The sequence below is a fragment of the Streptomyces griseorubiginosus genome, assembly GCF_001514195.1.
Lineage (GTDB): Bacteria > Actinomycetota > Actinomycetes > Streptomycetales > Streptomycetaceae > Streptomyces > Streptomyces griseorubiginosus.
In genome coordinates this window covers 361,437-388,074 of sequence record NZ_KQ948739.1, presented here as the reverse complement: position 1 = coordinate 388,074, position 26,638 = coordinate 361,437, and the positions used below count along the sequence as shown (strand labels likewise).

General features: G+C 71.3%; 24 protein-coding genes and 1 pseudogene. 11 read left to right on the top strand and 14 right to left on the bottom strand.

The window, feature by feature from the left end; all coding sequences use genetic code 11:
* Positions 1–51: 51 nt before the first annotated feature.
* On the bottom strand, positions 52–654 hold the full coding sequence (locus AQJ54_RS27515) for a hypothetical protein (RefSeq protein WP_062241737.1): 603 nt from the start codon (positions 652–654) through the stop codon (positions 52–54).
* A 222-nt stretch (positions 655–876) separates the two neighbouring features.
* On the opposite strand from AQJ54_RS27515, the gene AQJ54_RS27510 reads away from it, so the two are divergent.
* Positions 877–3,681, top strand: coding sequence for a penicillin acylase family protein (locus AQJ54_RS27510; RefSeq protein WP_062241735.1), 2,805 nt, complete (start codon positions 877–879; stop codon positions 3,679–3,681).
* Positions 3,682–3,713: 32 nt separating this feature from the next.
* Here AQJ54_RS27510 and AQJ54_RS27505 read toward each other — a convergent pair whose 3' ends face one another.
* Both AQJ54_RS27505 and AQJ54_RS27500 read right to left on the bottom strand, forming a co-directional pair.
* Complete coding sequence (locus tag AQJ54_RS27505) at positions 3,714–5,030, bottom strand: hypothetical protein (protein ID WP_062241733.1); 1,317 nt, start codon at positions 5,028–5,030, stop codon at positions 3,714–3,716.
* A gap of 71 nt (positions 5,031–5,101) precedes the next feature.
* Complete coding sequence (locus tag AQJ54_RS27500) at positions 5,102–6,334, bottom strand: exo-beta-N-acetylmuramidase NamZ family protein (protein WP_062241890.1); 1,233 nt, start codon at positions 6,332–6,334, stop codon at positions 5,102–5,104.
* Between the two features lie 163 nt (positions 6,335–6,497).
* On the opposite strand from AQJ54_RS27500, the gene AQJ54_RS27495 reads away from it, so the two are divergent.
* The 3 genes from AQJ54_RS27495 to AQJ54_RS27485 are packed head-to-tail and all read left to right on the top strand — an operon-like array spanning position 6,498 to position 9,543.
* Positions 6,498–7,259, top strand: coding sequence for an SDR family oxidoreductase (locus tag AQJ54_RS27495; protein WP_062241731.1), 762 nt, complete (start codon positions 6,498–6,500; stop codon positions 7,257–7,259).
* Positions 7,256–8,923, top strand: a complete 1,668-nt coding sequence (locus AQJ54_RS27490; RefSeq protein ID WP_062241729.1) for a class I adenylate-forming enzyme family protein — start codon at positions 7,256–7,258, stop codon at positions 8,921–8,923. Before AQJ54_RS27495 ends, AQJ54_RS27490 begins: the two co-directional genes overlap by 4 nt.
* Positions 8,924–8,949: 26 nt before the next feature.
* Entirely contained in the window at positions 8,950–9,543 is a 594-nt protein-coding gene (locus tag AQJ54_RS27485; RefSeq protein WP_062028657.1) for a TetR/AcrR family transcriptional regulator, read from the top strand.
* 7 nt (positions 9,544–9,550) lie between these two features.
* Here AQJ54_RS27485 and AQJ54_RS27480 read toward each other — a convergent pair whose 3' ends face one another.
* The 5 genes from AQJ54_RS27480 to AQJ54_RS27460 form a co-directional block, all read right to left on the bottom strand.
* A complete protein-coding gene (locus AQJ54_RS27480) occupies positions 9,551–10,765 on the bottom strand; it encodes an acyl-CoA dehydrogenase family protein (RefSeq protein ID WP_062241728.1) in 1,215 nt (404 codons plus the stop codon).
* Between the two features lie 5 nt (positions 10,766–10,770).
* Entirely contained in the window at positions 10,771–11,817 is a 1,047-nt protein-coding gene (locus AQJ54_RS27475) for a phosphotransferase family protein (protein WP_062241726.1), read from the bottom strand.
* A gap of 173 nt (positions 11,818–11,990) precedes the next feature.
* The gene (locus AQJ54_RS27470) at positions 11,991–12,287 is read right to left on the bottom strand and encodes a hypothetical protein (RefSeq protein WP_062028644.1); all 297 of its coding nucleotides are present in this window, start codon (positions 12,285–12,287) and stop codon (positions 11,991–11,993) included.
* A 574-nt stretch (positions 12,288–12,861) separates the two neighbouring features.
* The gene (locus tag AQJ54_RS27465) at positions 12,862–13,185 is read right to left on the bottom strand and encodes a DUF202 domain-containing protein (RefSeq protein WP_062241723.1); all 324 of its coding nucleotides are present in this window, start codon (positions 13,183–13,185) and stop codon (positions 12,862–12,864) included.
* The gene (locus AQJ54_RS27460) at positions 13,182–13,574 is read right to left on the bottom strand and encodes a YidH family protein (protein WP_030324239.1); all 393 of its coding nucleotides are present in this window, start codon (positions 13,572–13,574) and stop codon (positions 13,182–13,184) included. The genes AQJ54_RS27465 and AQJ54_RS27460 overlap by 4 nt, the downstream gene beginning before the upstream one ends.
* Before the next feature lie 126 nt (positions 13,575–13,700).
* On the opposite strand from AQJ54_RS27460, the pseudogene AQJ54_RS27455 reads away from it, so the two are divergent.
* Together AQJ54_RS27455 and AQJ54_RS27450 are read left to right on the top strand one after the other, a co-directional pair.
* Positions 13,701–14,363: pseudogene (locus AQJ54_RS27455) on the top strand (response regulator transcription factor); the annotation flags it as partial.
* A 223-nt stretch (positions 14,364–14,586) separates the two neighbouring features.
* Positions 14,587–15,681: a sensor histidine kinase gene (locus AQJ54_RS27450; protein ID WP_062241721.1), complete on the top strand. Its 1,095-nt coding sequence runs from the start codon at positions 14,587–14,589 to the stop codon at positions 15,679–15,681.
* Here the strand turns inward: AQJ54_RS27450 and AQJ54_RS27445 are convergent.
* A complete protein-coding gene (locus AQJ54_RS27445) occupies positions 15,656–16,171 on the bottom strand; it encodes an NUDIX hydrolase (protein ID WP_062241719.1) in 516 nt (171 codons plus the stop codon). The two genes, AQJ54_RS27450 and AQJ54_RS27445, sit on opposite strands and share 26 nt — an antisense overlap.
* Before the next feature lie 114 nt (positions 16,172–16,285).
* Complete coding sequence (locus AQJ54_RS27440) at positions 16,286–17,179, bottom strand: DMT family transporter (protein ID WP_062028896.1); 894 nt, start codon at positions 17,177–17,179, stop codon at positions 16,286–16,288.
* Between the two features lie 540 nt (positions 17,180–17,719).
* On the opposite strand from AQJ54_RS27440, the gene AQJ54_RS27430 reads away from it, so the two are divergent.
* The 4 genes from AQJ54_RS27430 to AQJ54_RS27415 all read left to right on the top strand — a co-directional run bounded on the left by AQJ54_RS27430 (position 17,720) and on the right by AQJ54_RS27415 (position 21,750).
* Positions 17,720–18,664, top strand: a complete 945-nt coding sequence (locus AQJ54_RS27430) for a hypothetical protein (RefSeq protein ID WP_062241715.1) — start codon at positions 17,720–17,722, stop codon at positions 18,662–18,664.
* 29 nt (positions 18,665–18,693) lie between these two features.
* Positions 18,694–20,226: an APC family permease gene (locus AQJ54_RS27425; RefSeq protein WP_062241713.1), complete on the top strand. Its 1,533-nt coding sequence runs from the start codon at positions 18,694–18,696 to the stop codon at positions 20,224–20,226.
* Positions 20,227–20,417: 191 nt separating this feature from the next.
* On the top strand, positions 20,418–21,146 hold the full coding sequence (locus tag AQJ54_RS27420; RefSeq protein WP_062028631.1) for a molybdopterin-dependent oxidoreductase: 729 nt from the start codon (positions 20,418–20,420) through the stop codon (positions 21,144–21,146).
* Entirely contained in the window at positions 21,130–21,750 is a 621-nt protein-coding gene (locus AQJ54_RS27415) for a cytochrome b/b6 domain-containing protein (RefSeq protein ID WP_062241711.1), read from the top strand. Before AQJ54_RS27420 ends, AQJ54_RS27415 begins: the two co-directional genes overlap by 17 nt.
* A 213-nt stretch (positions 21,751–21,963) precedes the next feature.
* On the opposite strand, the gene AQJ54_RS27410 is transcribed toward AQJ54_RS27415, so the two are convergent.
* Both AQJ54_RS27410 and AQJ54_RS27405 read right to left on the bottom strand, forming a co-directional pair.
* Positions 21,964–23,361 carry a GntP family permease gene (locus tag AQJ54_RS27410; protein WP_062028627.1) on the bottom strand — a complete coding sequence of 466 codons (1,398 nt, stop codon included), beginning with the start codon at positions 23,359–23,361 and terminating at the stop codon, positions 21,964–21,966.
* Between the two features lie 110 nt (positions 23,362–23,471).
* Positions 23,472–23,978 (bottom strand): gluconokinase, encoded by a 507-nt coding sequence (locus AQJ54_RS27405; RefSeq protein WP_062028625.1) that lies wholly within the window; start codon positions 23,976–23,978, stop codon positions 23,472–23,474.
* A 142-nt stretch (positions 23,979–24,120) separates the two neighbouring features.
* On the opposite strand from AQJ54_RS27405, the gene AQJ54_RS27400 reads away from it, so the two are divergent.
* A complete protein-coding gene (locus AQJ54_RS27400) occupies positions 24,121–24,822 on the top strand; it encodes a FadR/GntR family transcriptional regulator (RefSeq protein WP_062028623.1) in 702 nt (233 codons plus the stop codon).
* Here the strand turns inward: AQJ54_RS27400 and AQJ54_RS27395 are convergent.
* Together AQJ54_RS27395 and AQJ54_RS27390 are read right to left on the bottom strand one after the other, a co-directional pair.
* Complete coding sequence (locus AQJ54_RS27395) at positions 24,819–25,211, bottom strand: YchJ family protein (protein ID WP_062028621.1); 393 nt, start codon at positions 25,209–25,211, stop codon at positions 24,819–24,821. The two genes, AQJ54_RS27400 and AQJ54_RS27395, sit on opposite strands and share 4 nt — an antisense overlap.
* The gene (locus AQJ54_RS27390; protein ID WP_062241886.1) at positions 25,208–26,584 is read right to left on the bottom strand and encodes a M1 family metallopeptidase; all 1,377 of its coding nucleotides are present in this window, start codon (positions 26,582–26,584) and stop codon (positions 25,208–25,210) included. The genes AQJ54_RS27395 and AQJ54_RS27390 overlap by 4 nt, the downstream gene beginning before the upstream one ends.
* Positions 26,585–26,638: the final 54 nt, after the last annotated feature.

Below are 26,638 nucleotides of genomic sequence, written 5' to 3'. Positions count from 1 at the left end.
GGCAAAACAGGGGGTGCGGCATCCCCGGCGCACCCCCAGCGCGCACCTGCTCTAGGCGGACACCAGCTGCCGTCCGCGCCTGGCGTCCGCCAGGGCCTCCGGGGTGAGCACGGGCCGCGGCACCAGGATCCCGCAGTCCACGCAGACCGGACCCGTCGAGGGTTCGTGGTCCAGTTCGTACTTCCAGACGAGCCGCTCGCCGTCGCACACCGGGCACACCGCGCCCGGCTCGCGCTCCAGCGCGGAGATCAGCCGGCGCAGCACCTCCGCCAGCGGCTCACCGGGGTGCACCCGGGGGTCGTCGCACCACGCGACACCGAACCCGCCCCAGGTCAGCCGGTGCCAGTCGTCCACACTGCCCGGCCTGCGCAACCCGTCGTGCTTCTCCTTCTTGCGCCGCTCGGCGAACCCGGCCTCGTATGCCAGCCACACCGAACGCGCCTCCTCCAGTTCCACCAGTGCGGCCACGAGCCGCGCTGGGTCGGGGGAGCGGTCCTCGGGACCGAATCCCGCCCGGGAGCACAAATGGTCCCAGGTCGCCCTGTGCCCGTAAGGAGCGAACCTCTCAAGGCACTTGCGCAGTGAGTAGCGCCGAAGCGCCAGATCGCACCGCGGATCTCGCACCTGTCTCGCCAGACTCCGGAAACCGGCCATCGCCCTGCACCTCCGTCACACCTGCACCTGTACTTCGGTCACTTCGGCGTCGTCGTTCGGACTTCGCCGAATAGACGTATCGACAAGCGATTTGGCTCCATCCGATTTCCGATGCCCTCCATCAGCCCACGCACCCCTGTCAAAACTTGACGCATGTTCATCTTCAAATCTGGGGGCTACCGGCGGTAACCTCCGGCCACACCCCCGTCGGTTGGAGCTGCCATGCCTCGACGTAACCCGCGCACCCTCCTTGACAGACTGAGAACTCCCGGCAGGCTCTCCGGGTTCCTGAAGTCGGCATCCATATGCGTCCTGATTGCAGGTCTTTTGTCCCCGCTCGCAGGGACCTCGGCCACCGCGCAGACCTCGGCCACCGCGGCAGCGGCCGCCGCCAACGACTACTGCGGCGGCCAGTGTTCCGACATCCTGCCGCCCGGTGAGAACGGCAACGCGACCCTCGCGCAGGTCCTCCTCAACCAGGCCTTCGGCACCCAGCCCGACCACGCGGAGGACCAGCTCGGCCCCTACGCCAACCTGGCCAAGGGCTACCCGAGTCTCACCAATTCCACGATCAACACCTTCTTCAACGACGCCTCCTTCGGGGTCCCCTCCGACCAGGTCGCCTCCACCCTCAGCCCGGCCGGCCGCACCGACGTGACGATCGTCCGCGACAAGAAGACGGGTGTGCCGCACATCACCGGTACCACCAGGTACGGCACCGAGTTCGGCGCGGGCTATGCGGCGGCCCAGGACCGGCTGTGGCTCATGGACGTCTTCCGGCACGTGGGCCGGGGCCAGCTGACCGGCTTCGCCGGCGGGGCCGCCTCCAACCAGGGCCTGGAACAGCAGTTCTGGCGCAACGCCCCCTACAGCGAGGCCGACCTCCAGGCCCAGATCGACAACGCGGTCGCGGCCAACGGCGCCCGCGGCCAGCAGGCCCTCGCCGACGCCAACGCCTACATCGCCGGCATCAACGCCTACATCGACGCCTCCGACAGCGGCCGCTACTTCCCCGGCGAGTACGTCCTGACCGGACACAAGGACTCGATCACCAACGCGGGCACCATCGACCACTTCAAGCTCACCGACCTGGTCGCGCTGGCCTCCGTCATCGGCGCCCTCTTCGGCTCCGGCGGCGGCGGCGAGGTCAACAACGCGATCTCGCTGCTGGCCGCCCAGCAGCAGTACGGCGTGACGAAGGGCACCGAGGTCTGGGAGTCCTTCCGGGAGCGCAACGACCCCGAGGCCGTCCTCACCGTCCACAACGGCGAGAGCTTCCCCTACGCCACCAAGCCCACCGACCCGCAGGGCGAGGCGCTGCCCGACGCCGGTTCGGTGAGCACCGAGCCGCTGGTCTACGACGCCACGGGCACCGGCGCGTCCCAGAGCGCGACCGCCGCCTCCGCCGCGGCCACCGCGAACGCCCTCACCTCCGCCAAGCGCGGCATGTCCAACGCCCTCGTGGTGAGCGGGAAGTACACGGCCAGCGGCCACCCGGTCGCCGTCTTCGGGCCCCAGACCGGCTACTTCGCCCCCCAGCTGCTGATGCTCCAGGAGATCCAGGGCCCCGGCATCAGCGCCCGCGGCGCCTCCTTCGCGGGCCTGAGCATGTACGTCGAACTGGGCCGCGGCCAGGACTACTCGTGGTCCGCCACGACCTCCGGCCAGGACATCATCGACACCTACGCCGTCGAGCTGTGCCAGGACGACTACCACTACCTGTACCACGGCACCTGCACGGCCATGGACAAGATCGAGCAGAAGAACTCCTGGACCCCGACCACGGCCGACGGCACCGCCGCGGGGTCGTACACGATGAGGGTCTGGCGCACGAAGTACGGACCCGTCGAGTACCGGGCGACCGTCGGCGGCAAGAAGGTCGCCTACACCACCCTGCGCTCCTCCTACATGCACGAGGCCGACTCGATCATCGGCTTCCAGATGCTCAACGACCCCGACTACGTCAAGAGCCCGCAGACCTTCCAGAGCGCGGTGCAGCACATCAACTACACCTTCAACTGGTTCTACGCCGACTCCTCGCACACCGCGTACTACAACAGCGGCGACAACCCGGTGCGCGCCTCCGGCGTCGACGCCGAGTTCCCGGTGTGGGCGCAGGCCGCGTACGAGTGGCGGAACTGGAACCCGACGACCAACACCGCCGACTACACCCCGCCCTCCGCGCACCCCAACTCCATCGACCAGGACTACTACATCTCCTGGAACAACAAGCAGGCCAAGGACTACACCACCGCGCCCTGGGGCGACGGCTCGGTGCACCGCGGCAACCTGCTGGAGGACCGGGTGAAGAAACTGGTCGCCGCGGGCGGGGTCACCAGGGCCTCGCTGGTGAAGGCCATGGCCGACGCGTCCCTCACCGACCTGCGCGCCGAGGACGTCCTGCCCGACCTGCTCAAGGTGATCAACAGCTCGACGGTCACCGACTCCACGGCCGCCGCCGCGGTCACCAAGCTCCAGACGTGGCTGACGGCCGGCGGCAAGCGCACCGAGACCTCCGCGGGTTCGAAGAAGTACGCCGACGCCGACGCGATCCGCATCCTGGACGCGTGGTGGCCGCTGCTGGCCAAGGGCATCTTCGAACCGGGCCTCGGCACCGCCCTGTACACCGACCTCCAGGCCAACCTGCCCGTCGACGAGTCCCCGTCCGCCGCGCACGGCCCCACCGGCTCCCACGCGGGCAGCTCCTTCCAGTACGGCTGGTGGAGCTACGTCGACAAGGACGTCCGCGCGGTGCTCGGGGAGAACGTGCAGGGCCCGCTGGCGAACAAGTACTGCGGCGGCGGCAGCCTCAGCGCCTGCCGGGACATCCTCATCAGCACCCTGAAGACCGCGTCCGGCAAGACCGCGGCCCAGGTCTACCCGGGCGACAGCCTGTGCTCGGCGGGTGACCAGTGGTGCGCCGACTCGATCGTGCAGCGCACCCTGGGCGGCATCAAGCACTACAACATCAGCTGGCAGAACCGTCCGACCTTCCAGCAGGTGGTGGAGTACACCTCGCACCGGTAACACCGTTCATCAGTACGCCTGTTGGCGGCGGGTCAGTGCACACGGCCCGCCGCCAGCACCAGCCGGGCCAGCTCGCGGTGGCAGATGTCGCTGTGCGCGCCCGAGGGCGGCCCGCCCCGTCTGACGACGGCCGCCGCGTCGACGTTCACACATCCCTGCGCCGGCAGCCCCGTCACGAGGGCGTCGGCGAGCTTCAGGGCTTTCGTGCCCGGCACCGCCTGCACCCCGTCGTGCCCCATCGCGCCCCACCGGTCGCCCAGCATCCGCCCGATGCCGAAGTCCGCGACGCCCTGCGCGTCCCCCGCCATCCGCGACGCGAGCGGGTACAACGTGCCCAGCGCCGAGTCATGGCTGGAGTAACAGCACACCAGCGGCCCGTCGACACGGTTCTGCTGCCCCTGGAGCACCCCTCCCGCGCGCGGGTCGTGCGGCAGCCGGGCCGCGAACGCGTAGTGGGAGAAGGCCCCTTGCAGCAGGGTGACCGACTTGACCGTGTGCACCCCCTCCGGCAGCCCGCGCAGCGCGAACGACACCAGCCGGGCGCCGAAACTGTGCCCGACCAGATGCACCCGCACCCCGGGCGCCCGCTCGGCGAGCTGCCCGATCGCCCGGCCGAGCCCGCGCTCGCCGACGGTGCCCGCGCGCCGCTTCATCGCGTAGTACGTCCCCTGCCGCAGCAGTTCGTGCGCCCCGTCCCACGGGTTCGGGAGCGCGAACCCCCGCATCCCGTCGGGGTCTTCGAGCTGCGCGACGGCCCGCGCGAACTCCTCGCACAGGGTCGCCGTGTCCCCGGCGAGGATCTCGGGCTCGTCCTGAGGCACCCCCTCCGCGAGCGTGTCCGCCGCGAACAGCGCCTGCGGCCCCGGCGGCACGACCTCCACGAGCAGCCGCACCAGCCGCCCGAACTCCGCCAACTCCGCTTCCTCCCGCGGCTGTTGATCCAGCAGCTGGGCCAGCCGGTCGATCACCGTGGCCCGGCCGGGGAAGGTCTCCAGGAGGGCGTGCCGGGTGTCCTTGTCCAGCACCGGACGCGGCGGCAGCTCGGCGGCCACCGCCCTCGGGAAGTCCGGGATCGGCTCGTCCGAGAACCGCATCGACGGCCATACGACCCCCACGTACCCGAGCCTGGCCGCCGGCGCGAGCTCCGGGAACGGGGCGAAGAAGTGGCTGTAGAGCCGGGTCGCCCCCGAGCGGTCGCTGTTCCAGCCGTGCGCGAAGACGACCAGGTCCCTGACGCCCCGGGCCGTCACCTCCGCGAGCAGCCGGTCCCGCCGGCCGGTGTCCGGGTCGCCGTCCGCGTCGAAGGTCAGCTCCCAGTACGGTGTCACGCTCATCGCCGGATCCGCCATGACAGGCTCCCTCGTCCCCGCAGTGGTGCGTATCGTCCTGCTACCGGGCGAAGTTGGCCATACGTCACGGCTCATCCGTAGAGGAGGTAATTCTTTCGAATCCGCCGGAACGCCCTCAGTTCGTCCTGCCAGCCGCCGACGACCTCGTCGGTGCCCGCGCCGGCGTCGATCATCGTGCGGACCCGGGTGGAGCCGGTGAGCTTGTCGATCCAGTTGTCCGGGCGCCAGGCGAAGTCGGACCACGTCCTCCTGGCGGTCACGAGCAGGCCGACGCCGGTGCGGACGGGGTCGTACGCGGGCCTGTCGTGGACGTGGATCTGCACCCCGCCGATCGTCTTGCCCTGGAACTTGGAGAACGTTGGGGCGAAGTAGGCCTCCCTGAAGTGCACACCGGGCAGGCCCAGTTCGTTCGCGGCGGCGGCCCAGCGGCCGTCCAGGCCCTCCGCGCCGAGGAGTTCGAAGGGGCGGGTGGTGCCGCGGCCCTCGGAGAGGTTCGTGCCCTCGAAGAGACAGGTCCCGGAGTAGACGAGCGCCGTGTCCGGGGTGGGCATGTTCGGGCTCGGCGGGACCCAGGGGAGGTCCCAGGCGTCGTAGAACTCCTCGCGCCGCCAGCCGGTCATCAGGACGGTGTCCAGGGCCACCGGGGTGGTCAGGAACTCGCCGTTGAAGAGGCGGGCCAGTTCCGCGACCGTCATGCCGTGCGCCTGGGAGATGGGCTGCCGGCCCACGAAGGTCGCGAACTCCCTGTGCAGGACCGGTCCTTGGGCCCGGCGGCCGGTGACGGGGTTGGGGCGGTCCAGGACGACGAACCGCTTGCCGGCGAGCCGGGCGGCCTCCATGCAGTCGTACAGCGTCCAGATGTAGGTGTAGAAGCGGGCCCCGACGTCCTGGATGTCGAAGACGACCGTGTCCACGGCGGAGGCGGCGAAGATGTCGGCGAGGGCCTGGCCGCTCTTGAGATATGTGTCGTAGACGGGGAGGCCGGTGGCCGGGTCGTCGTAACGGCCTTCCGACCCTCCCGCCTGCGCGGTGCCCCGGAAGCCGTGTTCGGGGCCGAAGACGGCCCCCAGGTTCACCCTTTCATCGGCGTGCATCACGTCGACGATGTGGTGGACGTCGCGGGTCACGCCGGTGGGGTTGGTGACGATTCCTACGCGTTGGCCTCGGAGTGGTTCGTAGCCGGATGCGGCGAGGTTCTCGAATCCGGTGCGTCTGCGATGGTGGGCCGCTTGGGTGGGGGGTGCGGAGGTGAGTGACGCCGTTGCCGTTGCTGCTGCGAGCAGGGTTCGTCTGGATAGGCGCATGAGCTGCACGGTAGGTGCTCCCGCCGGTTGTGGGGAGGCTGCGGGTTCGTCGTGGCTTGTCGCGCAGTTCCCCGCGCCCCTGGGTGGGCCTCCCTTCACCTTCCTTTCAACATACCGACCGGTTAGTCTGGCCACGCAGTCGAGCCGTAGTCGAAGGAGACCGATGGTGGAAGCCCTGCACGACGCCGGAGTGGTTGTTACCGGAGCGGGAGGTGGCATCGGGGCTGCGCTTGCGCGGCGGTTTGCCGCGGAAGGGGCGAGGGTCGTCGTCAATGACCTGGATGCCGGGCGGGCCAAGGCTGTCGCCGAGGAGGTCGGGGGGATTGCCCTGGCCGGGGATGCCTCCGCGGTCGTTCCCGATGCGCTGGACGCTCTCGGTGGGAGCGTCGATGTCTACTGCGCCAACGCCGGTGTCGCCTTCGGCGGGGACTCGCTCGACGAGGGTGCCTGGGCCGCCTCCTGGGACGTCAATGTGATGGCCCATGTGCGGGCCGCCCACGCGCTGCTCCCGGGGTGGCTGGAGCGGGGGAGCGGGCGGTTCGTGTCGACCGTGTCCGCGGCCGGGCTGCTGACCATGATCGGGGCCGCTCCCTACGCCGTGACCAAGCACGGGGCGCTCGCCTTCGCCGAGTACCTGTCGCTGACGTACCGGCACCGCGGGATCAAGGTGCACGCGATCTGTCCGCAGGGTGTGCGCACCGACATGCTCGCCGCCACCGGGAGCGCGGGGGACCTGGTGCTCAAGCCGACCGCCGTGGAGCCCGAGGACGTGGCCGAGGCGCTGTTCCGGGGGATCGAGGAGGACCGGTTCCTGATCCTTCCGCATCCGGAGGTCGCCGAGTACTACCAGGCGCGGGCCGCCACGCCCGACCGGTGGCTGGCCGGGATGAACCACCTCCAGCAGAAGTGGGAGGAGATGCGATGACCGACTCGTTGTACGCGGCCAAGCCGTGGCTCGGGCTGCTGAGCGAGGCCCAGCGTGGTCCGGTCGCGCCCGACGACTCCCTGGTCCACGCCCTGCGACGGGCCGTGGCCGAGGCGCCGGAGCGGCCCTTCCTCGCCTACTTCGACGGACGGCTGAGCTACCGCGAGGTCGACGAGCTCAGCGACTCCGTCGCCGGGCACCTGGCCGCGCGCGGACTGGAGCGCGGGGAGCGGGTGGCGATCCTGCTCCAGAACTCCCCGCTCTTCGTGCTCGCCCTGCTCGGCGCCTGGAAGGCGGGCGCCGTCGTGGTGCCGGTCAACCCCATGTACAAGGCGGGGGAGGTCGGGCATGTGCTGCGGGACGGCGAGGTGGCCGCGCTGATCTGCTCCGACCGGGCCTGGGAGTCGTACCTGCGCGAGACGGCGGCCGGCTCGCCGGTGCGGATCGCGCTCACCGGGTGCGAGCTGGACTTCCAGAGCCGCGGGGACGCGCGCGTGCTCACCTTCGAGCGGCTGCCGCAGGCCGGGGACGCCGATGATCTGGTCGCGGTCGCCCGCGCCGGGCACAAGGCGCCCGAGGGCCGGGACGTCACACCCGGCGACCTCGCGCTGATCAGCTACACCTCCGGCACCAGCGGCACCCCCAAGGGAGCCACCAACACGCACGGCAACATCATGTACAACGCCGAACGGCAGCGGACCGGGCTCGCGCTGCCGGACGCGCCCGTCTACTTCGCGCTCGCACCCCTGTTCCACATCACCGGGATGGTCTGCCAGCTCGGGGCGTGCCTGAACAGCGTGGGCACACTCGTGCTGGCATACCGCTTCGAGGCGGGCGTGGTCCTGGAGGCGTTCGCCGAGCACCGGCCGCACTACACCGTGGGCCCCTCGACCGCGTTCATGGCCCTGGCCGCCCACCCGGCCGTGACCCGCGAGCACTTCGCGTCCTTCGTCAACATCTCCTCCGGCGGGGCCCCGCTGCCGCCCGCCCTGGTGGAGAAGTTCCGGGCCGGCTTCGGGCCGTACATCCGCAACGGCTACGGGCTGACCGAGTGCACCGCGCCCTGTGCGTCCGTGCCGCCCCAGCTGGAGGCGCCGGTCGACCCGGTGTCCGGGACGCTCGCGGTGGGCGTGCCGGGGCCCGACACCGTCGTCCGCATCGTCGACGACCAGGGCGCCGAGGTGCCCTTCGGGGAGCAGGGCGAGATCGTCGTACGGGGGCCGCAGGTCGTGCCCGGGTACTGGCGCCGGCCCGACGCCACCGCCGAGACCTTCCCGGACGGTGAGCTGCGCACGGGTGACATCGGGTTCATGGACCCGCAGGGCTGGCTCTACGTCGTCGACCGCAAGAAGGACATGATCAACGCGTCCGGCTTCAAGGTGTGGCCGCGCGAGGTCGAGGACGTCCTCTACACCCACCCGGCGGTGCGCGAGGCGGCCGTCGTCGGGGTGCCCGACGGGTACCGCGGGGAGACAGTCAAGGCGTACATCAGCCTCCGTCCGGGTGCCGAAACCGACCCCGATGCACTCGCCGCGTACTGCAAGGAGAGACTGGCCGCCTACAAATACCCGCGGCACGTGGAGATACTGACCGACCTGCCCAAGACGGCAAGTGGGAAGATCCTCCGTCGGGAACTGCGTTCCCGACCGCAAGGCAGTGAATGACCTCCAGGAAGGCAGGTGGCGGCACAGTGCCCAGGACGACCGACGGAGACGGTACGCCCGTCCCGCAGCGGCTGCTGGCCGCCGCCACCCGGCTCTTCGCCGAGCAGGGCTACGACCGCACCTCGGTGCAGGAGATCGTCGAGGCGGCCGGCGTCACCAAGGGCGCGCTGTACCACTACTTCGGCTCCAAGGACGACCTCCTGCACGAGGTGTACGCGCGCGTGCTGCGCGTGCAGCAGGAGCGGCTCGACGCGCTCGCGGGCACCGACGAGCCGATCGAGAAGCGGCTGCGGGCGGCGGCCGCCGACGTCGTCGTGACCACCATCGAGAACCTCGACGACGCGATGATCTTCTTCCGGTCGATGCACCACCTCAGCCCGGAGAAGAACAAGCAGGTGCGGGCCGAGCGGCGCAAGTACCACGAGCGCTTCCGCGCGCTCATCGAGGAAGGCCAGGAGGCGGGAGTCTTCTCGACGGCGACCCCGGCCGACCTGGTGGTGGACTACCACTTCGGTTCCGTCCACCACCTGTCCACCTGGTACCGCCCGGACGGACCGATGGGCCCGCAGGAGGTGGCCGACCACCTGGCCGACCTGCTGCTGCGGGCCCTACGGCCCTAGCCGCCCGTCACAGGTACTTCTTCAGCTCCCGCCGGGCCAGCGACCGCTGGTGCACCTCGTCCGGGCCGTCCGCGATCATCAGGGTGCGGGCGCCGGCGTAGAGCTCGGCCAGCGGGAAGTCCTGGCTGACGCCGCCCGCGCCGTGCAGCTGGATGGCCCGGTCGATGATGTCGACGACCGCGCGGGGCGTGGCGATCTTGATGGACTGGATCTCGGTGTGGGCGCCCCGGTTGCCGACGGTGTCCATCAGCCAGGCCGTCTTCAGGACCAGCAGCCGCAGCTGCTCCACGGTCACGCGCGCGTCGGCGATCCAGTTGTGGACCACGCCCTGCTGGGCCAGCGCCTTGCCGAAGGCGGTACGGGAGACCGCCCGGCGGCACATCAGCTCGATCGCCCGCTCGGCCATGCCGATCAGCCGCATGCAGTGGTGGATCCGCCCCGGGCCCAGACGGGCCTGGGCGATGGCGAAGCCGCCGCCCTCCTCACCGATCAGGTTCGAGGCCGGCACGCGCGCGTGGTCGAAGATCACCTCGGCGTGGCCGCCGTGGTAGTGGTCCTCGTAGCCGAAGACCTTCATCGCGCGCCTGACCGTGACGCCGGAGGTGTCCCGAGGTACCAGGATCATCGACTGCTGGCGGCGGATGTCCGTGCCGTCCGGGTCGGTCTTGCCCATCACGATGAAGATCTTGCAGTCCGGGTTCATCGCCCCGGAGATGTACCACTTGCGGCCCGTGACGACGTACTCGTCGCCCTCGCGCTCGATGTACGTGGTGATGTTGGTGGCGTCCGAGGAGGCCACCTCCGGCTCGGTCATCGCGAACGCCGAGCGGATCTCACCGGCGAGCAGCGGCTCCAGCCACTGCTTCTTCTGCCGCTCGTCGCCGAACTGGCTCAGCACCTCCATGTTGCCGGTGTCCGGCGCGGCGCAGTTCAGCGCGGTGGGCGCGAGCTGCGGGGAGCGGCCGGTGATCTCGGCGAGGGGCGCGTACTGGAGGTTGGTGAGGCCGGCGCCGTACTCGGCGTCGGGCAGGAAGAGGTTCCACAGGCCCTGCCTGCGCGCCTCCGCCTTCAGCTCCTCCACCACGGCCGGCGTGTCCCACGGCGAGGCGAGCTCGGCACGCTGCTCCTCCGCGACGGCCTCGGCGGGGTAGACGTACTCGTCCATGAAGGCGAGCAGCTTGGCCCGCAGTTCCTCGGTGCGTGCGTCGAACGCGAAGTCCATGCGGGTCAGCCTTCCTGGATGCGGTCTTGGATGCCGCCTTGAAGAGTGGTCAGACCGTGCCGGATGAAGACCGGGACGAGGTCCCCGATGCGGTCGAAGCCCCGGCCGACCGTCTGGCCGAGGGTGTAGCGGTAGTGGATGCCCTCCAGGATCACGGCGAGCTTGAACCACGCGAACGCCGTGTACCAGGACACCGCCGTCACGTCCCGCCCGGAGCGCTCGGCGTAGCGTGCGACCAGCTCGGCGGGGTCCGGGTGGCCGGGGGCCTCGGCGGTCGTGGAGACGGGGGAGTCGGACATGCCGAGCGGCATGCTGTACATCACCAGCAGACCGAGGTCGGTGAGCGGGTCGCCCAGGGTCGACATCTCCCAGTCGAGGATCGCCTTGATGCGGTCGTCGTCGCCCATCAGGACGTTGTCCAGCCGGTAGTCGCCGTGCACGACCGTGGCCGCGGGGGACTCGGGGAGGTGACGCCCGAGGGCCGCGTGCAGCTCGTCGATGCCGGGCAGGTCGCGGTTGCGGGAGGCGTCCAGCTGCTTGCCCCAGCGGCGCAGCTGGCGGTCCAGGAAGCCCTCGGGGCGCCCGAAGTCCGCGAGGCCGACCTCGGCGGGGTCCACCGCGTGCAGCTCCACGAGGGTGTCGACGAGGGAGAGCACGGCCTCGCGGGTGCGCTCGGGGCCGAGGGGGGCGAGCTGGTCGGCGGTGCGGTACGGGGTGCCCTCGACGAACTCCATGACGTAGAAGGGCGATCCGAGGACTTCCTCGTCCTCGCACAGCAGGACCGGCTTCGGGACCGGTACGTCGGTGGGGTGCAGGGCGCTGATGACCCGGTGCTCGCGCTTCATGTCGTGGGCGGTGGCCAGGACATGGCCGAGCGGGGGCCGTCGTACGACCCATCGCGCGCTGCCGTCCGAGACTGCGTAGGTGAGGTTGGACCGTCCGCCCTCGATCAGCCGTCCGGTCAGGGGGCCCTGCACCAGGCCGGGCCGCTCGCGGTCGAGCAGGCCGCGCAGCCGGTCGAGGTCGAGGCCTGGCGGATGGTCGGGGCTCATCGGGGCTCCTTACGCGCGTGAACGGTTGTGACCATCATGCCGACTGGTCGGTATGTCGTCCAGGGGTGGGGGTGAACGTGATCCGGCCCACGATAGGCCGACAGCTCCCCGCGGGGTGCGGCGGGGAGCTGTCGGCGGTGCCTGTTCTCCGGTTCTCCGGTTCTCCGGTCAGGTCAGTGGTCGTCCCAGTGGCCGTCGTGCGCGGCGTGGCGGTGGCCGTCGTGGAGGTAGTCGACGTGGTCGCCGTGCAGGACGCTCTCGTGTCCGCAGTCCTGGCCGTGCCGGTGCTCGTGACCGTCGTGCGAGACGTGCCCGCCGGCCTCGCACTCGTCCCAGTGGCCGTCGTGCGCGCGGTGCAGGTGCCCGTCGTGCGCGTAGTCGACATGCCCCTCGTGCGGCACCTCGGTGTGCCCGCAGCCGGGGCCGTGGTCGTGCGTGTGGGAGGCGTGCTCGTGGTGGAGGGTGGTCATGATGCGGTCCCCTTCGGGGTGGCGGGCGATGACGTCGGAAAGGGTGCCACGGGAAAGGGGTATATGGGGCGATTCGGGTGGTGTGGCGTGGGGATGGCGGGTGGTGAGTGGTGGGTGGTGGGTTATGGGGGCGTGCGATTGTCGGATGGGTGCGGGTCGGTGGGGGCTGGTCGCGCAGTTCCCCGCGCCCCTGGGGGAGTGCGGGGGGCGTGTGTCGGGGGCTGGAGTGGGGCCGGGCGGGAGGCGCTGGATCGGCTGGCCTTGTCGCGCTCGCCCGTGTGACTTCGCGCTGCGTGCCTGGATGTCTCGCCGGGCCCGGCGCCCTGGATCCGCCGAGCCCGGACCGCCGGACCTCGGTCACCGAAATCCGGGCTCTCGGCCTCCGCCCCTGACCCCCGACCCTCCCGCCTGACGGGCTACCCGGGCCCATGCCTGGGGCTCCCCGATGCGGGCCGCTGGGCCTAGACCGCCCGGACTCCTGGTCTCGCACCCCCGGAGCCCTGACCGTGAACCCTCAAACCCGCGATCTGAAACCCCCAGCCCCTCCGCCGAAGCGCCACCCCCCGTCACCCCCTCACAGCACCAACGCCGCCCCGCAAACCGCCAACGCGACCGTGCACAGCGCCGCTGCTGTTGCGTGGCGGGGGGTGAGGGGGGTCGGGAGGGCTGGGGATGCCAGGGAATGGATGCGGCGGTGGGCGGCGTAGAGGAAGGTCAGCCAGAAGGTGCAGCACAGGGCGCAGGCGATCAGGCCCGCGGGGGACGGTCCGCCGTGCAGTGCGGTCTTCGCGGCGAGGACGGCACAGACGGTCCCCGAGAGAGTCGTACGGCGCCAGGCGAGCCGGGTGCGTTCGGGCTGGAGTCCCGGGTCGCGCTCCCCTTCGGCGCCCTCGCTCACCCCTCCCACCCGAGGAACACGACGACGACCATGGCCACGGCCACCACCGCGACCACGAGACTCAGCAGCGTGGGGAACCGGGACGCCGGCAGATCCTCACCCCGCCGCATCGCCCGCTCGCACCGCACCCAGTGGTTGACCGCCCGCAACGAGCACAGGACCCCCGCCGCGAGCAGCGCCAGCGCCAGCCCGACCCGCCAGCCCCAGCGCAGGTCCGGCAGGAACTGGTCCACGGCGAAGCCGCCGCCGATCAGGGCGAGCGCGGTCCGCAGCCAGGCCAGGAAGGTGCGTTCGTTGGCGAGGGAGAACCGGTAGTCGGGGGTACGGCCCTCCTGTCGTACCTCCTCAGGGGCGAACCAGACGCGGACGTTCCGTGCGAAATCGATCACGCGCACGAGCCTAGCGGCCCCGCTGCGGGAGGACGCCGTCGCCCGGTGTTCACCGGCCGCGCCCGGCGCAGCGCCTCGCGGTTTTCGATATGCCGCCGATACGCGCCGGTTCGTAGCATCGGGACCATGCGTGTGCTGATTGTCGAGGACGAGCCCTATCTGGCGGAGGCCATCCGTGACGGCCTGCGCCTGGAGGCGATCGCCGCCGACGTCGCGGGCGACGGGGACACCGCGCTGGAACTGCTGGACGTCAACTCCTACGACATCGCCGTCCTCGACCGCGACATCCCCGGACCCTCCGGTGACGAGATAGCCGAACGCATCGTCGCCTCCGGCAGCGGGATGCCGATCCTCATGCTCACCGCCGCCGACCGCCTCGACGACAAGGCCTCCGGGTTCGAACTGGGTGCCGACGACTACCTCACGAAACCCTTCGAACTGCGGGAACTCGCGCTCCGGCTCAGGGCGCTCGACCGCAGACGCGCCCACAGCAGGCCTCCGGTGCGGGAGATCGCCGGGCTGCGTCTCGACCCGTTCCGCCGGGAGGTCTTCCGGGACGGCCGCTTCGTCGCGCTGACCAGGAAGCAGTTCGCCGTGCTGGAGGTCCTCGTCGCCGCCGAGGGCGGAGTCGTCAGCGCCGAGGAGCTGCTGGAGCGGGCGTGGGACGAGAACGCCGACCCGTTCACCAACGCCGTCCGCATCACCGTCTCGGCCCTGCGCAAACGGCTCGGCGAACCGTGGATCATCGCCACCGTGCCGGGCGTCGGCTACCGGATCGACCCGCAGCCCGGCGTCGGCTCCAGCGACGACCCGCAGTCCGGCGTCGGCTCCGGCAACGAACCGCAGTCCGGCGTCGGCTCCGGCAACGAACCGCAGTCCGGCGTCGGCTCTAGCGGCGAACCGCAGCCCGGCGTCGAGTCCCGCATCCACCCCCAGCCCCGAGTCGGTTCCCGCATCGACCCGCAGCCGGGCACCGGGGACGCCGGAGCGGGCCGTGGATAGGCGGCCCGGGGTGAGCGTCCGCCTGAAACTCACCCTCAGCTACGCCGGGTTCCTCATGGTCGCCGGTCTCCTGCTGCTCGCCGCGGTGTGGCTGTTCCTGCTGCGGTACGTCCCCGACCGCGGGATGCTCTACAACCCCGACGACCGGCCCGCGGGAGTCTTCCCCATCCGGTCCGCCCTCCTGGAGGTCTTCGCGCCGAGGGCGGCCGCCGTGCTGGCGTTCCTGCTGGTGTTCGGCCTGGTGGGCGGGTGGATCCTCGCAGGCCGGATGCTCGCCCCGCTGACCCGCATCACGGACGCCACCCGCTCGGCCACCCACGGATCGCTCTCCCACCGGGTCCTGCTGCCGGGCCGCAGGGACGAGTTCCGTGAGCTCGCCGACGCCTTCGACGCGATGCTCGCCCGGCTGGAGGCGCACGTCGCCGAGCAGCAGAGGTTCGCGGCCAACGCCTCGCACGAGTTGCGCACCCCGCTGGCCGTCTCGAAGACCCTGCTCGACGTGGCCCGCGCCGACCCGCACGCCGACACCGGCGAGGTCATCGAACGCCTGCACTCCGTCAACGCCCGGGCGATCGACCTCACGGAGGCGCTGCTCCTGCTCAGCCGCGCCAACCAGCGGTCCTTCACCCGCGAGCCCGTCGACCTGTCCCTGCTCGCGGAGGAGGCCACCGAGACGCTCCTCCCCCTCGCGGAGAAGCACGGGGTCGGGGTCGAGACCGGCGGGGACGCCGCCGCCACCGGCGGATCACCCGCGCTGCTGCTGCAACTCACCGTGAACCTCGTGCACAACGCGATCGTCCACAACCTGCCCGACGGGGGCGCGGTGCGGGTCACGACCGGCGTGCGTCCGGGGACGGCGGTGCTCACGGTCGAGAACACCGGCGAGAGACTCACCCCGGAGCGGGCCGCCACCTTCGCCGAGCCGTTCCAGCGGGGCACGGAGCGCGTGCACACCGACCACGCGGGCGTCGGCCTCGGGCTCGCCATCGCCAGGACCATCACCCACGCGCACGACGGCACCCTCGACCTCGCGCCACGTGCGGGCGGCGGGCTCCGGGTCACGGTGGAGCTTCCGGCGGTCAGCCCATCGAGCGGTACGCCTTGAGGCGTTCGTAGGCCGCCAGTCCGTCGGGCACCCACTCCCAGTCGCGCAGCCGCAGCTCCACCTCGTCCTCGGGCAGGAAGTCGTGCCAGGCGACCTCCTCCACCTGGGGGCTGACCGGGAGCTCGCAGCGGACCTCGTAGACCGCGGACCACCAGGTGTGACCGGCGCCATCGTCGTAGAGGAACTTGAAGAGGAACTCCGGCCGGGGCAGCCCGCTCACACCGAGCTCCTCCTCCGCCTCGCGCAGGGCCGCGTCGTCGTAGGACTCACCCGCGCCGACGACTCCGCCCACGAACATGTCGTGGAGCGAGGGGAAGACCAGCTTGGTGTCCGTACGGCGATGCACGAACAGCCGCCCCGCGGCGTCCCGGGCCTGGACGAACACACAGCGGTGCCGCAGCCCCTCGGCGTACGCCGCACCACGGGGGGACTGGGAGACGACGTTGTCGTTCTCGTCGACGATGTCGAGGATCTCGTCAGCAGAACTCATGGCCCCATCCAACCAGGGGCCACGATTCAACCAGGGGCCACGATTCAACCGGCGGCCAGGATTCAACCAGGGCCACCCACGCGAACCCACGGGCGACCGACGCCCCGGAAACCCTCAGCTCGGCTGAAGATCCCGCGCAGGTGCCGAGTTGTCCGCCCCGCACGGCATCGCCGGGTGCATGCCCAGCAGGACGATGCCCGTGACGATCGCCGCGAGGCCCACCGCCTCCCAGGTCAGCGCGGCCGTGTCGGTGCGCAGGCGGTCGCCCAGGAAACCCACTCCGCAGACGATCCCGGCGAGCGGCTGGGCCGCGGTCAGTGCGGGGAGCGACATCCGCAGCGGGGCCGTCTCGAACGCGCTCTGCACCAGGACCAGCCCGGTGACCCCGAGGGCCAGCACGGCGTACGGCTGCCAGCCGGTCAGCAGCTCGGCGAGGCCGCCCTCGGTGAAGCGCTGGCCACTGACCCGGGTCAGCGCGTCCTGGACGCCGTAGAGGAGACCGGCCGCCAGGGCGAGCAGCACCGGGCCCGCGCTCAGCCGGGAGCGCTTCGCGTACGTCGTGAGCAGCAGGGCGAGGCCGATCATCGCGCCGATGATCAGCCAGTGCCGGAAGGGGTCGGTGACCGCGCTGCCCCCGCGCGGCTCGCCCGCCACGATGAACGCGCTCACCCCGCCCGCGAGGAGCGCCAGGCCCGCCCAGCCCTGGCGGCCCAGGGGCTGCTTCGTCTGCCGGCGGGACAGGGCGAGGGCGAAGAGCAGGTTCGTGGCGAGCAGGGGTTCGACCAGCGAGACCTCGCCCTGGCCCAGCGCGATCGCGCCCAGCACCATGCCCACCACCATCAGGCCGATGCCGCCGAGCCACCGCGGCACCTTGACCAGGTCGAGCAGCAGCCGGGGCGAGAGGAAGTCGCTCAGCGGTGCCTGACGGGCCGCGTTCTGCTGGAGCACGAACCCGAAGCCCAGGCAACAGGCCGCACTCACCGCGAGAGTCAGAACCAGAACCGACACGCTGTCTACCTCGATCATCCGGCCGGGCGGCGGCGGGGTGGGGGTGGTGGTAGTCGCCGACTGTAGCGTCCCAGTGCCCGGCTTGCCCCTGGGAGTACCCGCATTCGGACCGTCGACTCTGCCGTCGACACGTCGAAGCCGTGGCCGTCATCGACACCGTGGCCGTCATCGACGCCATCGACACCGTGGCCGTCAGCGACGCCGCCGACCCGGACCTCGCGTCCGTCTCGGCGGCGGGGGTTCCCGTCATGGTGCGGGGCGACGGGAGGCCGCGCCATGGCGTACGCCACAACCATAAGGCCTTGACCGGGCCTCACCAGCACCAATTCACCACAACTTCCCCTTAGGTATGGAGAGTTGACGCGTGTAACGCGCCTTCTGCTCTTGACTCGAACCATGGGTGAGGGGTTGGCTGTGCGTGATCGATCGATGGCGGCGCGAATCAGCCCGTCGATCTGCCCGCATCGGTTGTCGGCCTGCCCGCACCGGGCCGGGCACCCCTGTGTACATTCGCCACGTTCCGTGAGGAAAGCTCACACGGTGTCCCCGCCCCCCTTCGGCCGCAGCCGCAAACGCGCCGCCCAGGCTTTCGACGCGGCCCTCGACGACGCCGAACTCGTCGACGCACGCGCCGCGTTGGCGCAGGGCAGATGGCAGGCGGTCCGGACGCTGCTGTCCCGCACCGGCGACGACTGGGACCGGCGCGGCCACCGCGTGACGGTGCTCGCCGCGGAGTCGTACAGCGAGGCCTGGGCCCGCGACTGGCTGGTGGCCGAACCGGACGCCCCGGACGCCGCCGTACTCCTGGCCCTGGCCCTGGTCCAGCGCGTCCGGCACGGCAAGGGCAAGCCCGACGCCGCCCGTGAGGCCTGCCGGACCGCGGCCCTGCGCGCGCCCGCCGACCCCACCCCCTGGCTCGGCCTGCTCCTGCTGGAGCGCGACCTCGGCGCGGCCGACGTGATGTCCGAGGTCTTCGGCGAGATCAGACAGCGTCACGCCGACCACCACCACGCCCACCACCTCATGGTCGCCCGGCTGGCCGAGCGCCGCGCCGAGGCCGGTCCCGACCCGCTGCACGAGGTGTACGACTTCGCCAACTGGGCCGCCGAGCAGGCACCCGCCGACTCCCCGCTCGCCATCCTGCCGGTCATCGCGCACGCCGAGCGCTACCGCGCCCTGGCCACCGCCGGGCACGAGCCGGGAGACCCCACCGCCTCCGGCCACTGGACCGGCCGCCGGGCCCGCCAGGTGATGAAGTCGGCCTTCGACTGGTGGCTGGAGTGGGAGCACGAGGGCCACCCCCGCCGCCTGGTCGACCTGAACTTCCTCGCCCACGCGAAGGTCTGCGAGGGCCGCGGCGCCGAGGCCGCCGCCCTCTTCCACCGCATCGGCGAACGCCCCACCCCGGCCCCCTGGTCCTATCCGGACCGGGATCCGTACTCCGCCTTCCGTACGGCCCGCGACAGCGCGCTCGGCACGGTGTAGCACCCCCCAGACCCCAGAAGGACGGTCCCATGACCACCGAGAGTTCCAACAAGAGCAGACCAGGCATCAGTACGTTCAAGGGGGAGGACCGCGCGCTGCGGGCCGGCCGCCTGGGCACGGGGGGTCTGCTGCTCTCCGTCCTCGCGGCGACCGCGCCCCTCATGGTCGTCGCGGGTGTCATGCCCACCACATTCGCGGTGATGGGGATCGTCGGCCAGCCCCTGCTCTTCGTCGTCCTCGGTGTCGTCCTCGTGCTGTTCAGCGTCGGGTACGCCGAGATGAGCCGGCACGTCCACAACGCGGGCGCCTTCTACGCCTACATCTCCCGCGGCCTCGGCGGCACCGCGGGCGCGAGCGCGGCCCTGGTCGCCCTGGTCGCCTACAACGCCCTCCAGGTCGGCATCTACGGCATCTTCGGCTTCGAGGTCTCCGGACTGTTCGCCACCTACGCCGACCTGTCCGTGGCCTGGTGGATCCCGGCCCTGGTCGCCGCCCTGGTCGTCGGCACGCTCGGCTGGCTGAAGATCGACGTCAACGCGCGCGTGCTCGGCGTCCTGCTGATCATCGAGGTCGCCCTGGTGGTCATCTTCGACATCGCCGCCGTCTCCGACCCGGCCGCCCAGGGCCTGTCCCTGCACGCCTTCAACCCGGACACCCTCAGCGGGGCCGGCATCGGCACCGCCCTGTGCTTCTGCATCGCCGCCTTCACCGGCTTCGAGCAGGCGCCCGTCTACGCCGAGGAGACCAGCCGCCCGCACGTGCTCGTCCCGCGCGTGATGTTCCTCGCCGTCAGCGGCGTCGCCGTGTTCTTCGCGCTCAGCAGCTGGGCCCTCACCGTCGCCACCGGCCCCTCGGCCATCGTCGGCGAGGCCCAGAAGCAGAGCGCGGGACTGCTCTTCGGGCTCACCGAGGACCGCCTCGGCGCCACCTTCACCGACGTGCTGCACTTCCTCTTCGTGACCGGCATGTTCGCGGCCCTGCTCAGCTTCCACAACGTCGTCGCCCGCTACGCCTTCGCCATGGGCCGCGAGGGTCTGCTGCCCGCCGCCTTCGGGCGCACGAACAGCGCGAGCGGCGCGCCCGGCACCGGCTCGCTCCTCCAGACCGCCGTGTCCGTCGTGGTCATCGCGGTCTTCGCGATCGCCGACGACAAGCCCACGGGCGACCCGACCGAGCCGGTCCTGCACCTGTTCACCTGGTTCGGCAACATCGGCTCCCTCGGCGTGATCCTGCTGATGGCGGCGGCCTCCGCCTCCGTGGTCGTCTTCTTCGTCCGGCGCGGCGCGGCGGGCGCCCAGGCCTGGCGGCTGATCACCTCGACCCTCGCGGGGATCGCCCTGCTGGTGATCGCCGTCTACACGGTGAAGGACTTCGACGTCCTGGTCGGCGCGGGCCCGGACTCCTCGCTGAGCTGGGTGCTGCCCGGCATCATCGGCCTCGCCGTGCTGGTGGGCCTGGCGCAGGGCCTGGTCATGCGGGCCCGCAGCCCCGAGGCGCACGCGCGGATCGGGCTCGGCAACGAGGCGTTCCAACTGGAGAAGGCCGCCGAGGAGACGCCGTAGCACTCCGAGGGCGACGCCGAGGAGACGCCGTAGCCCTCTGAGAGCGGCGCCGAGGAGCCGCCGTAGCACTCTGAAGCACCGCCGAGGAGACACCGCAGCACTCTGAGAGCGGCGTGAGAAGTCGTTACGGAAGTCTGACGAGCACCCGCGATTCCTGGTCCCGCCGGGGTCGCGGGTGTTCGAATGGATACGTGAACTCCGAACAACCCGGGGAGCAGCCCGGCAAGCCGATCGGCCGCCGTGTCCTCCTCGGCACCCTCGGCCTCGGCGCCCTCGGCGTGGTCGCCGCGCCCACCCTGCAACGCGGCCTGGAGGCCTTCCTCGGCAGCGCCGCCGACAAGGACCCCACGGGCCTGACCGGACTGCTCCCCAACGGCGGCGGATTCCGCTACTACTCGGTGACCTCGTCCGTGCCGCACAAGGACGCCCAGAACTACCAGCTCAAGATCGACGGCCTGGTCTCCCGCCCCCGCACCTACACCCTGGCCGACCTGCGGGCGCTGCCCCAGACCCGGCTGGTCAAGGACGTGCAGTGCGTGACGGGCTGGCGGGTCCCGGACACCCCGTTCGAAGGCGTACGGCTCTCCGCGCTGCTGGACGCCGCCGGGGTGACCGCCAAGGCCGGAGCCGTCCGCTTCAGCTGCTTCGACGGGGCGTACACCGAGAGCCTCACCCTGGAGCAGGCCCGCCGCCCGGACGTCCTGGTCGCCCTGCGCATGCAGGACAAGGACATCGGCCACTCCCACGGCGGCCCGGTCCGCCTCTACGTGGCCCCCATGTACTTCTACAAGTCGGCCAAGTGGCTCTCCGGCATCACCGTCACCGAGGACGTGGAACCGGGCTACTGGGAGGACCGGGGCTACGACGTGGACGCCTGGGTCGGCAAGTCGAACGGGCGGGACGATGAACCTACGAGTTGACGCCCCGCCCCGGGCCCAGATCCGGCGCTTCGGCCGCTCCCAGAAGTGGGTGCACCGCACGACGGCCGCTCTGATGGGCGTCTGCGTGGCGACAGCGGCCTGTCTCTACATCCCCCAGTTCGCCGAACTCGTCGGCCGCCGCGAGCTGGTGGTGCGCGTCCACGAGTGGGCGGGCCTGGCCCTGCCGGTACCGGTCCTCCTGGGCCTGGCCTCCCGCGCCTTCCGCGCCGACCTGGGCTTCCTGAACCGCTTCGGCCCGCACGACCGTGTCTGGCTGCGCGCCGCCCTGCACCGCGACAAACGCCGGGCCTCGCGCCCCGCGGGCAAGTTCAACGCGGGCCAGAAGGTCTACGCCGCCTGGATCGCCGGCGCGACCCTCGTCATGCTCGGCACGGGCCTGCTGATGTGGTTCACCCACCTCACCCCGATCCAGTGGCGCACCAGCGCGACCTTCGTCCACGACTGGCTCGCCCTGACGATCGGCATCGTCCTCGCGGGCCACATCGGGATGGCCCTGGGCGACCCGGAGGCGAGGAGAGGCCTCAGAACCGGCGAGGTGAGCCAGGAGTGGGCGGAACGCGAACACCCCCTGTGGCGCCCGTAGCCGCGCCGCCCGCGGGGACCGCCCGACGCCCGGCGATGCTCCACCCCCGGTGACGCTCCCTTGCAGGGGAAACGCCCCTTGCAAGGGAACGCCCCCCCGGGTCCGGACGGATACCACAGGGCCCCCTCGCCACCGCGGGCCCCGCCCTGGGGCGGAGGACCGGAAGGTGGCGAGGAGGCCGGGCCGGGATGCGGTGCCGGGGCCGTCGTACCCCTAGATGACCAGCGACAGCAGCAGTACCAGGCCGCCCGCGACCACCGAGATGATCGTCTCCATGATCGACCAGGTCTTGAGGGTCTGCGGGACGTCCAGCCCGAAGTACTCCTTGACCAGCCAGAACCCGGCGTCGTTGACATGGCTGAAGAAGAGCGAGCCGGCGCCGATGGCGAGGACCAGCAGGGCCGTCTCCCCGGTCGACATGCCTTCCGCGAGCGGCGCGACCAGGCCGGCCGCGGAGATCGTGGCCACCGTCGCCGAACCCGTCGCGAGCCGGATAGCCACCGCGATCAGCCAGGCCAGCAGCAGGGCGGGGATCGACCAGTCCTTGGAGATGTCCAGGACCATCTGACCCACCCCGCAGTCGATCAGGGTCTGCTTGAAGCCGCCGCCCGCGCCGACGATCAGCAGGATGCCGGCGATGGGCGCGAGGCCCCTCTCGACGAGCGGGGAGAGCCGTTCCCTGCCGAAGCCGGCCGGGCGCAGCAGCGTGAAGATGCCCACCAGGACCGAGGCCAGCAGGGCGATCAGCGGGGAGCCGATCACGTCGAAGACGCGCTGGGTGAGGTTCTCCGGGTCGTCGATCACGATGTCGACCAGGGCCTTGGACAGCATCAGCACGACCGGGAGCAGGATCGTGGCGAGCGTCGGACCGAAGCCCGGTCGCTTCTCCAGCTCCTCGGAGGCACGCTGAGGGATCATCCGGTCCGGCGCCGGCACGTCCACCCAGCGGGCCGCGTACCGCGAGAACACCGGACCCGCGATGATCACCGTCGGTATGGCGACCAGGACACCGAGCGCGAGCGTGACGCCGAGGTTGGCGCCGACCGCGTCGATCGCGACCAGCGGGCCCGGGTGCGGAGGCACCAGACCGTGCATCACGGACAGGCCCGCGAGGGCCGGGATGCCGATGCGCATGAGCGAGTAGTTGCCGCGCTTGGCGACCATCAGCACGACCGGGATCAGCAGCACCACGCCGACCTCGAAGAACAGCGGCAGACCGATCACGGAGGCGATGAGGACCATCGCCCACGGCATCGAACGGCCGCCCGCCTTCTCCAGGATCGTGTCGACGATCTGGTCGGCCCCGCCCGAGTCGGCGAGCATCTTGCCGAGGATCGCGCCGAGGGCGATCAGCACACCGACACCGGCGACCGTGGTGCCGAGGCCCGTGGTGAAGCTGGCGATGGCCTTGTCGAGCGGCGCTCCGGCCACCGCGCCGAGCACGAGCGTGCCGAGGGTCAGCGACAGGAAGGCGTGGAGCTTGAACTTGGTGATGAGCAGCACGATGACGGCGATGCCCGCCAAAACGGCGATGCCCAGCTGAGCGTGCCCGGCCGAGGTGATCGGCTCCGGTGCGTCCGCTGCCAGCATCTCGACGCTGAGTCTGGTCACGGGGGTTCCCTTGCAGGTACGGGGGTGTTCTTCGGAAGGGGGATGGGTGTTCTTCGGAAGGGGGCGTTCTTCGGACTTCGGAAGGCGTTCTCAGGACTTCGGCAGAGCGGCTACGGCAGTTCCGCGAGCGCCTTCGCGGCCCGCGCGGTGATCTCCTCGGGGCTGCCGGACACGTCCACCGCGACCCCGGCCTCGTCCTCCTGGAGGGGCTGGAGCGTGCCGAACTGCGAGTCCAGCAGCGCGGTGGGCATGAAGTGCCCCTGCCGGTGGGACATCCGGTCCTCGATGAGGGCCCGGTCGCCCGCCAGGTGCACGAAGACGACCCCGGGCGCCTCGGCCCGCAGCCGGTCGCGGTACGACCGCTTCAGCGCCGAGCAGCTGACCACCCCGCCGAGCCCCGCCCGTCCGTGCGCCCAGGAGCCGATGGCGTCCAGCCAGGGCCACCGGTCGTCGTCGGTGAGGGGGGTGCCGGCGGACATCTTGGCGATGTTGGCGGGCGGGTGGAAGTCGTCGCCCTCGGCGTAGGGAACGCCGAGCCGGGCGGCGAGCAGGGGACCGATGGTGGTCTTCCCGGTGCCCGCGACGCCCATGACCACGACGACCTTCGGGGTACTCATCACTGCCTCGCTGTCCTCGTCGGGTGCCGTCCCCGGCATCTGATGCCGACGCCACTGAAACCGATTAGGTACGACTATTCAAGAGTCTGTGCCAAATAAGTCTGACTTTTTCTCGGCGTGACGCGCCCCGTACTCTGAGTGCATGAGCACATCGGGCCGGGGGCTGCACGGCCGGGTTCTGGAAACCCTCGGCCCCGCGATCACTGCGGGCGAGTACCCGCCGGGCAGCGTTCTGCGCACCGACGAACTGGCCCAGCGTTTCGACGTCTCACGCTCGGTGATGCGGGAGGCGGTCCGGGTCCTGGAGTCGATGCACCTGGTCGAGTCCCGCCGCCGGGTGGGCGTCACGGTCCGCCCGAAGGCCGAATGGAATGTCTACGACCCGCAGGTCATCCGCTGGCGGCTGGCCGGCGCCGACCGCCCCCACCAGCTGCGCTCACTGACCGTGCTGCGCTCGGCGATCGAGCCGGTGGCGGCGGGTCTGGCCGCCAAGCACGCGACCGCCGAGCAGTGCGCCGAACTCACCGAGTGCGCGCTCGGCATGGTCGCCAACTCCAAGGGCCACCGCCTGGAGGGCTACCTCTTCCACGACATCGCCTTCCACCGGGTGATCCTCAACGCGTCCGGCAACGAGATGTTCGCCCGCCTCGGGGACGTCGTCGCCGAGGTCCTCACCGGCCGCACCCGGCACGAGGTCATGTTCGAGGACCCCGACCCGGCCGCCGTCACCCTCCACGTCCGGCTCGCCGAGGCGATCCGCGCGGGCGACGCGGGCCACGCCGAGGCACTGACCCGCGAGATCGCGGAGGGCGCGCTCCACGAACTGGACATCCTCGCGCCCTAGTCCAGGAACTCCCCGTCGACGTACACCCAAGCCCCGTCCACCCGCTCGAAGCGGCTGCGCTCATGCAGGGACCCGCCCCGGAACGAGGCGCGGAAGGTCACCGTGGCGGTGGTGTGGAAGGCCGAACCGTCGGTCGTGTCCAGGATCTCGAGTCCCGTCCAGCGCATGGCCGGGTCGAGCTCCAGCGCACCGGGACGGGTCCGGAGGTGCCAGGTGCGCAGCAGGTAGTCCCGCTCCAGCTTCACGAAGGCGCTGTACCGCGAACGCATCAGCGCCTCGGCCGTCGGCGCGGCGGCCTCGCCCCGGTGAAAGCGGCCGCAGCAGGCGTCGTACGGCTCCGGACGACCGCAGGGACAGCCGGGCCGCTGCCGTGCGGCACGGCGGCTCACGGCTGCACCTTCCCCGAGTTGGTCGGAGGATGCGCCGGCCGTGCCGGACCCAGCGTCGGCAGCGCGGGCAGGGCCCCGCCGTGCACCCAGGCCCGGAACAGGCCGTCCAGCGACTCGTCCGCGTACCGGTTCACGTGGGCCGCGAGGGTCGCGGTGGTCACGGCCCCGCCCTTGTGCAGCCCGGCCCAGCCGCGCAGCATCCGGAAGAACGCCTCGTCGCCCAGCGCACAGCGGATCGCGTGCACGGTGAGCCCGCCGCGCTCGTAGAGCCGGTCGTCGAACATGGACTTGCGGCCGGGGTCCGCGAGGCGCAGGTCCTGGGGGAGCGAGGACAGCAACCGGTGCGCGGCGGCGGCGAGTTGCTGGGCCGTACGGCCGCCGGAGCGCTCGGACCACAGCCACTCGGCGTACTTGGCGAATCCCTCGTTCAGCCAGATGTGCCGCCAGTCCGCGATGGAGACGCTGTTGCCGAACCACTGGTGGGCCAGCTCGTGGGCGACCAGCCGCTCCGAACCCCGGGCCCCGTCCACGTGGTTGGCGCCGAACAGCGACAACCCCTGGGCCTCGACGGGCACATCGAGCTCCTCCTCGGTGACGAGGACCGCGTACTCGTCGAAGGGGTAGGGCCCGAACAGCTCCTGGAACAGGTCCATCATCTGCGGCTGCCGCGCGAAGTCCCGCGAGAACTCCGGCAGCAGATGCGCCGGGATGTGCCCGTGCTGGGGCACCCCGCCGGGGCCCGGGTCGCCGAGCAGCACCGTCTGGTACTTGCCGATCGCCAGCCCGACGAGATAGCTGGACGTGGGCGCGGCCTGCTCGTACACCCAGGTCGTCGTGGACGCCTTGGTCGTACGGGTCAGCAGCCGCCCGCCCGCCACCACCGCGTAGGCCGACGGTGTGGTGACCGAGATCTGGTACGACGCCTTGTCCGCGGGCCGGTCGTTGCACGGGTACCAGGACGGAGCCCCGATCGGCTGGCTCGCCACCAGCGCCCCGTCCTCCAGCTCCTCCCAGCCGAGCCCGCCCCACGGGCTGTTCACCGGCTTGGGATTGCCCGACCAGTGCACCTCGACCGTGAACGCGGCCCCGGGGCGCACCGGCTTCGTGGGCCGGACCCGCAGCTTGCCGCCGCGATGCGTGTAGTGCGCCTGCCGCCCGTCCACCCGCACCCGGCCGATCTTGAAGTCGGACAGGTTGAGCATGAACTCGGCGAGCGGCGAGCGCCCCGCTATGGCGTTGATCCGGGCGCTCGCGGCCAGCCGGTTCGGGGCGGGGCGGTAGTCCAGCGCGAGCTCGTACCGGTGCACCCGGTACCGGGCGTCACCGTGGTCCGGGAAGTACGGGTCCGAACCCGCCGCCTGCTGAACTGCCACTGCCGCTTCCGCTCCCTGCGCCGCGTCGCCACTCGGATCCGCCGGTACACCGCT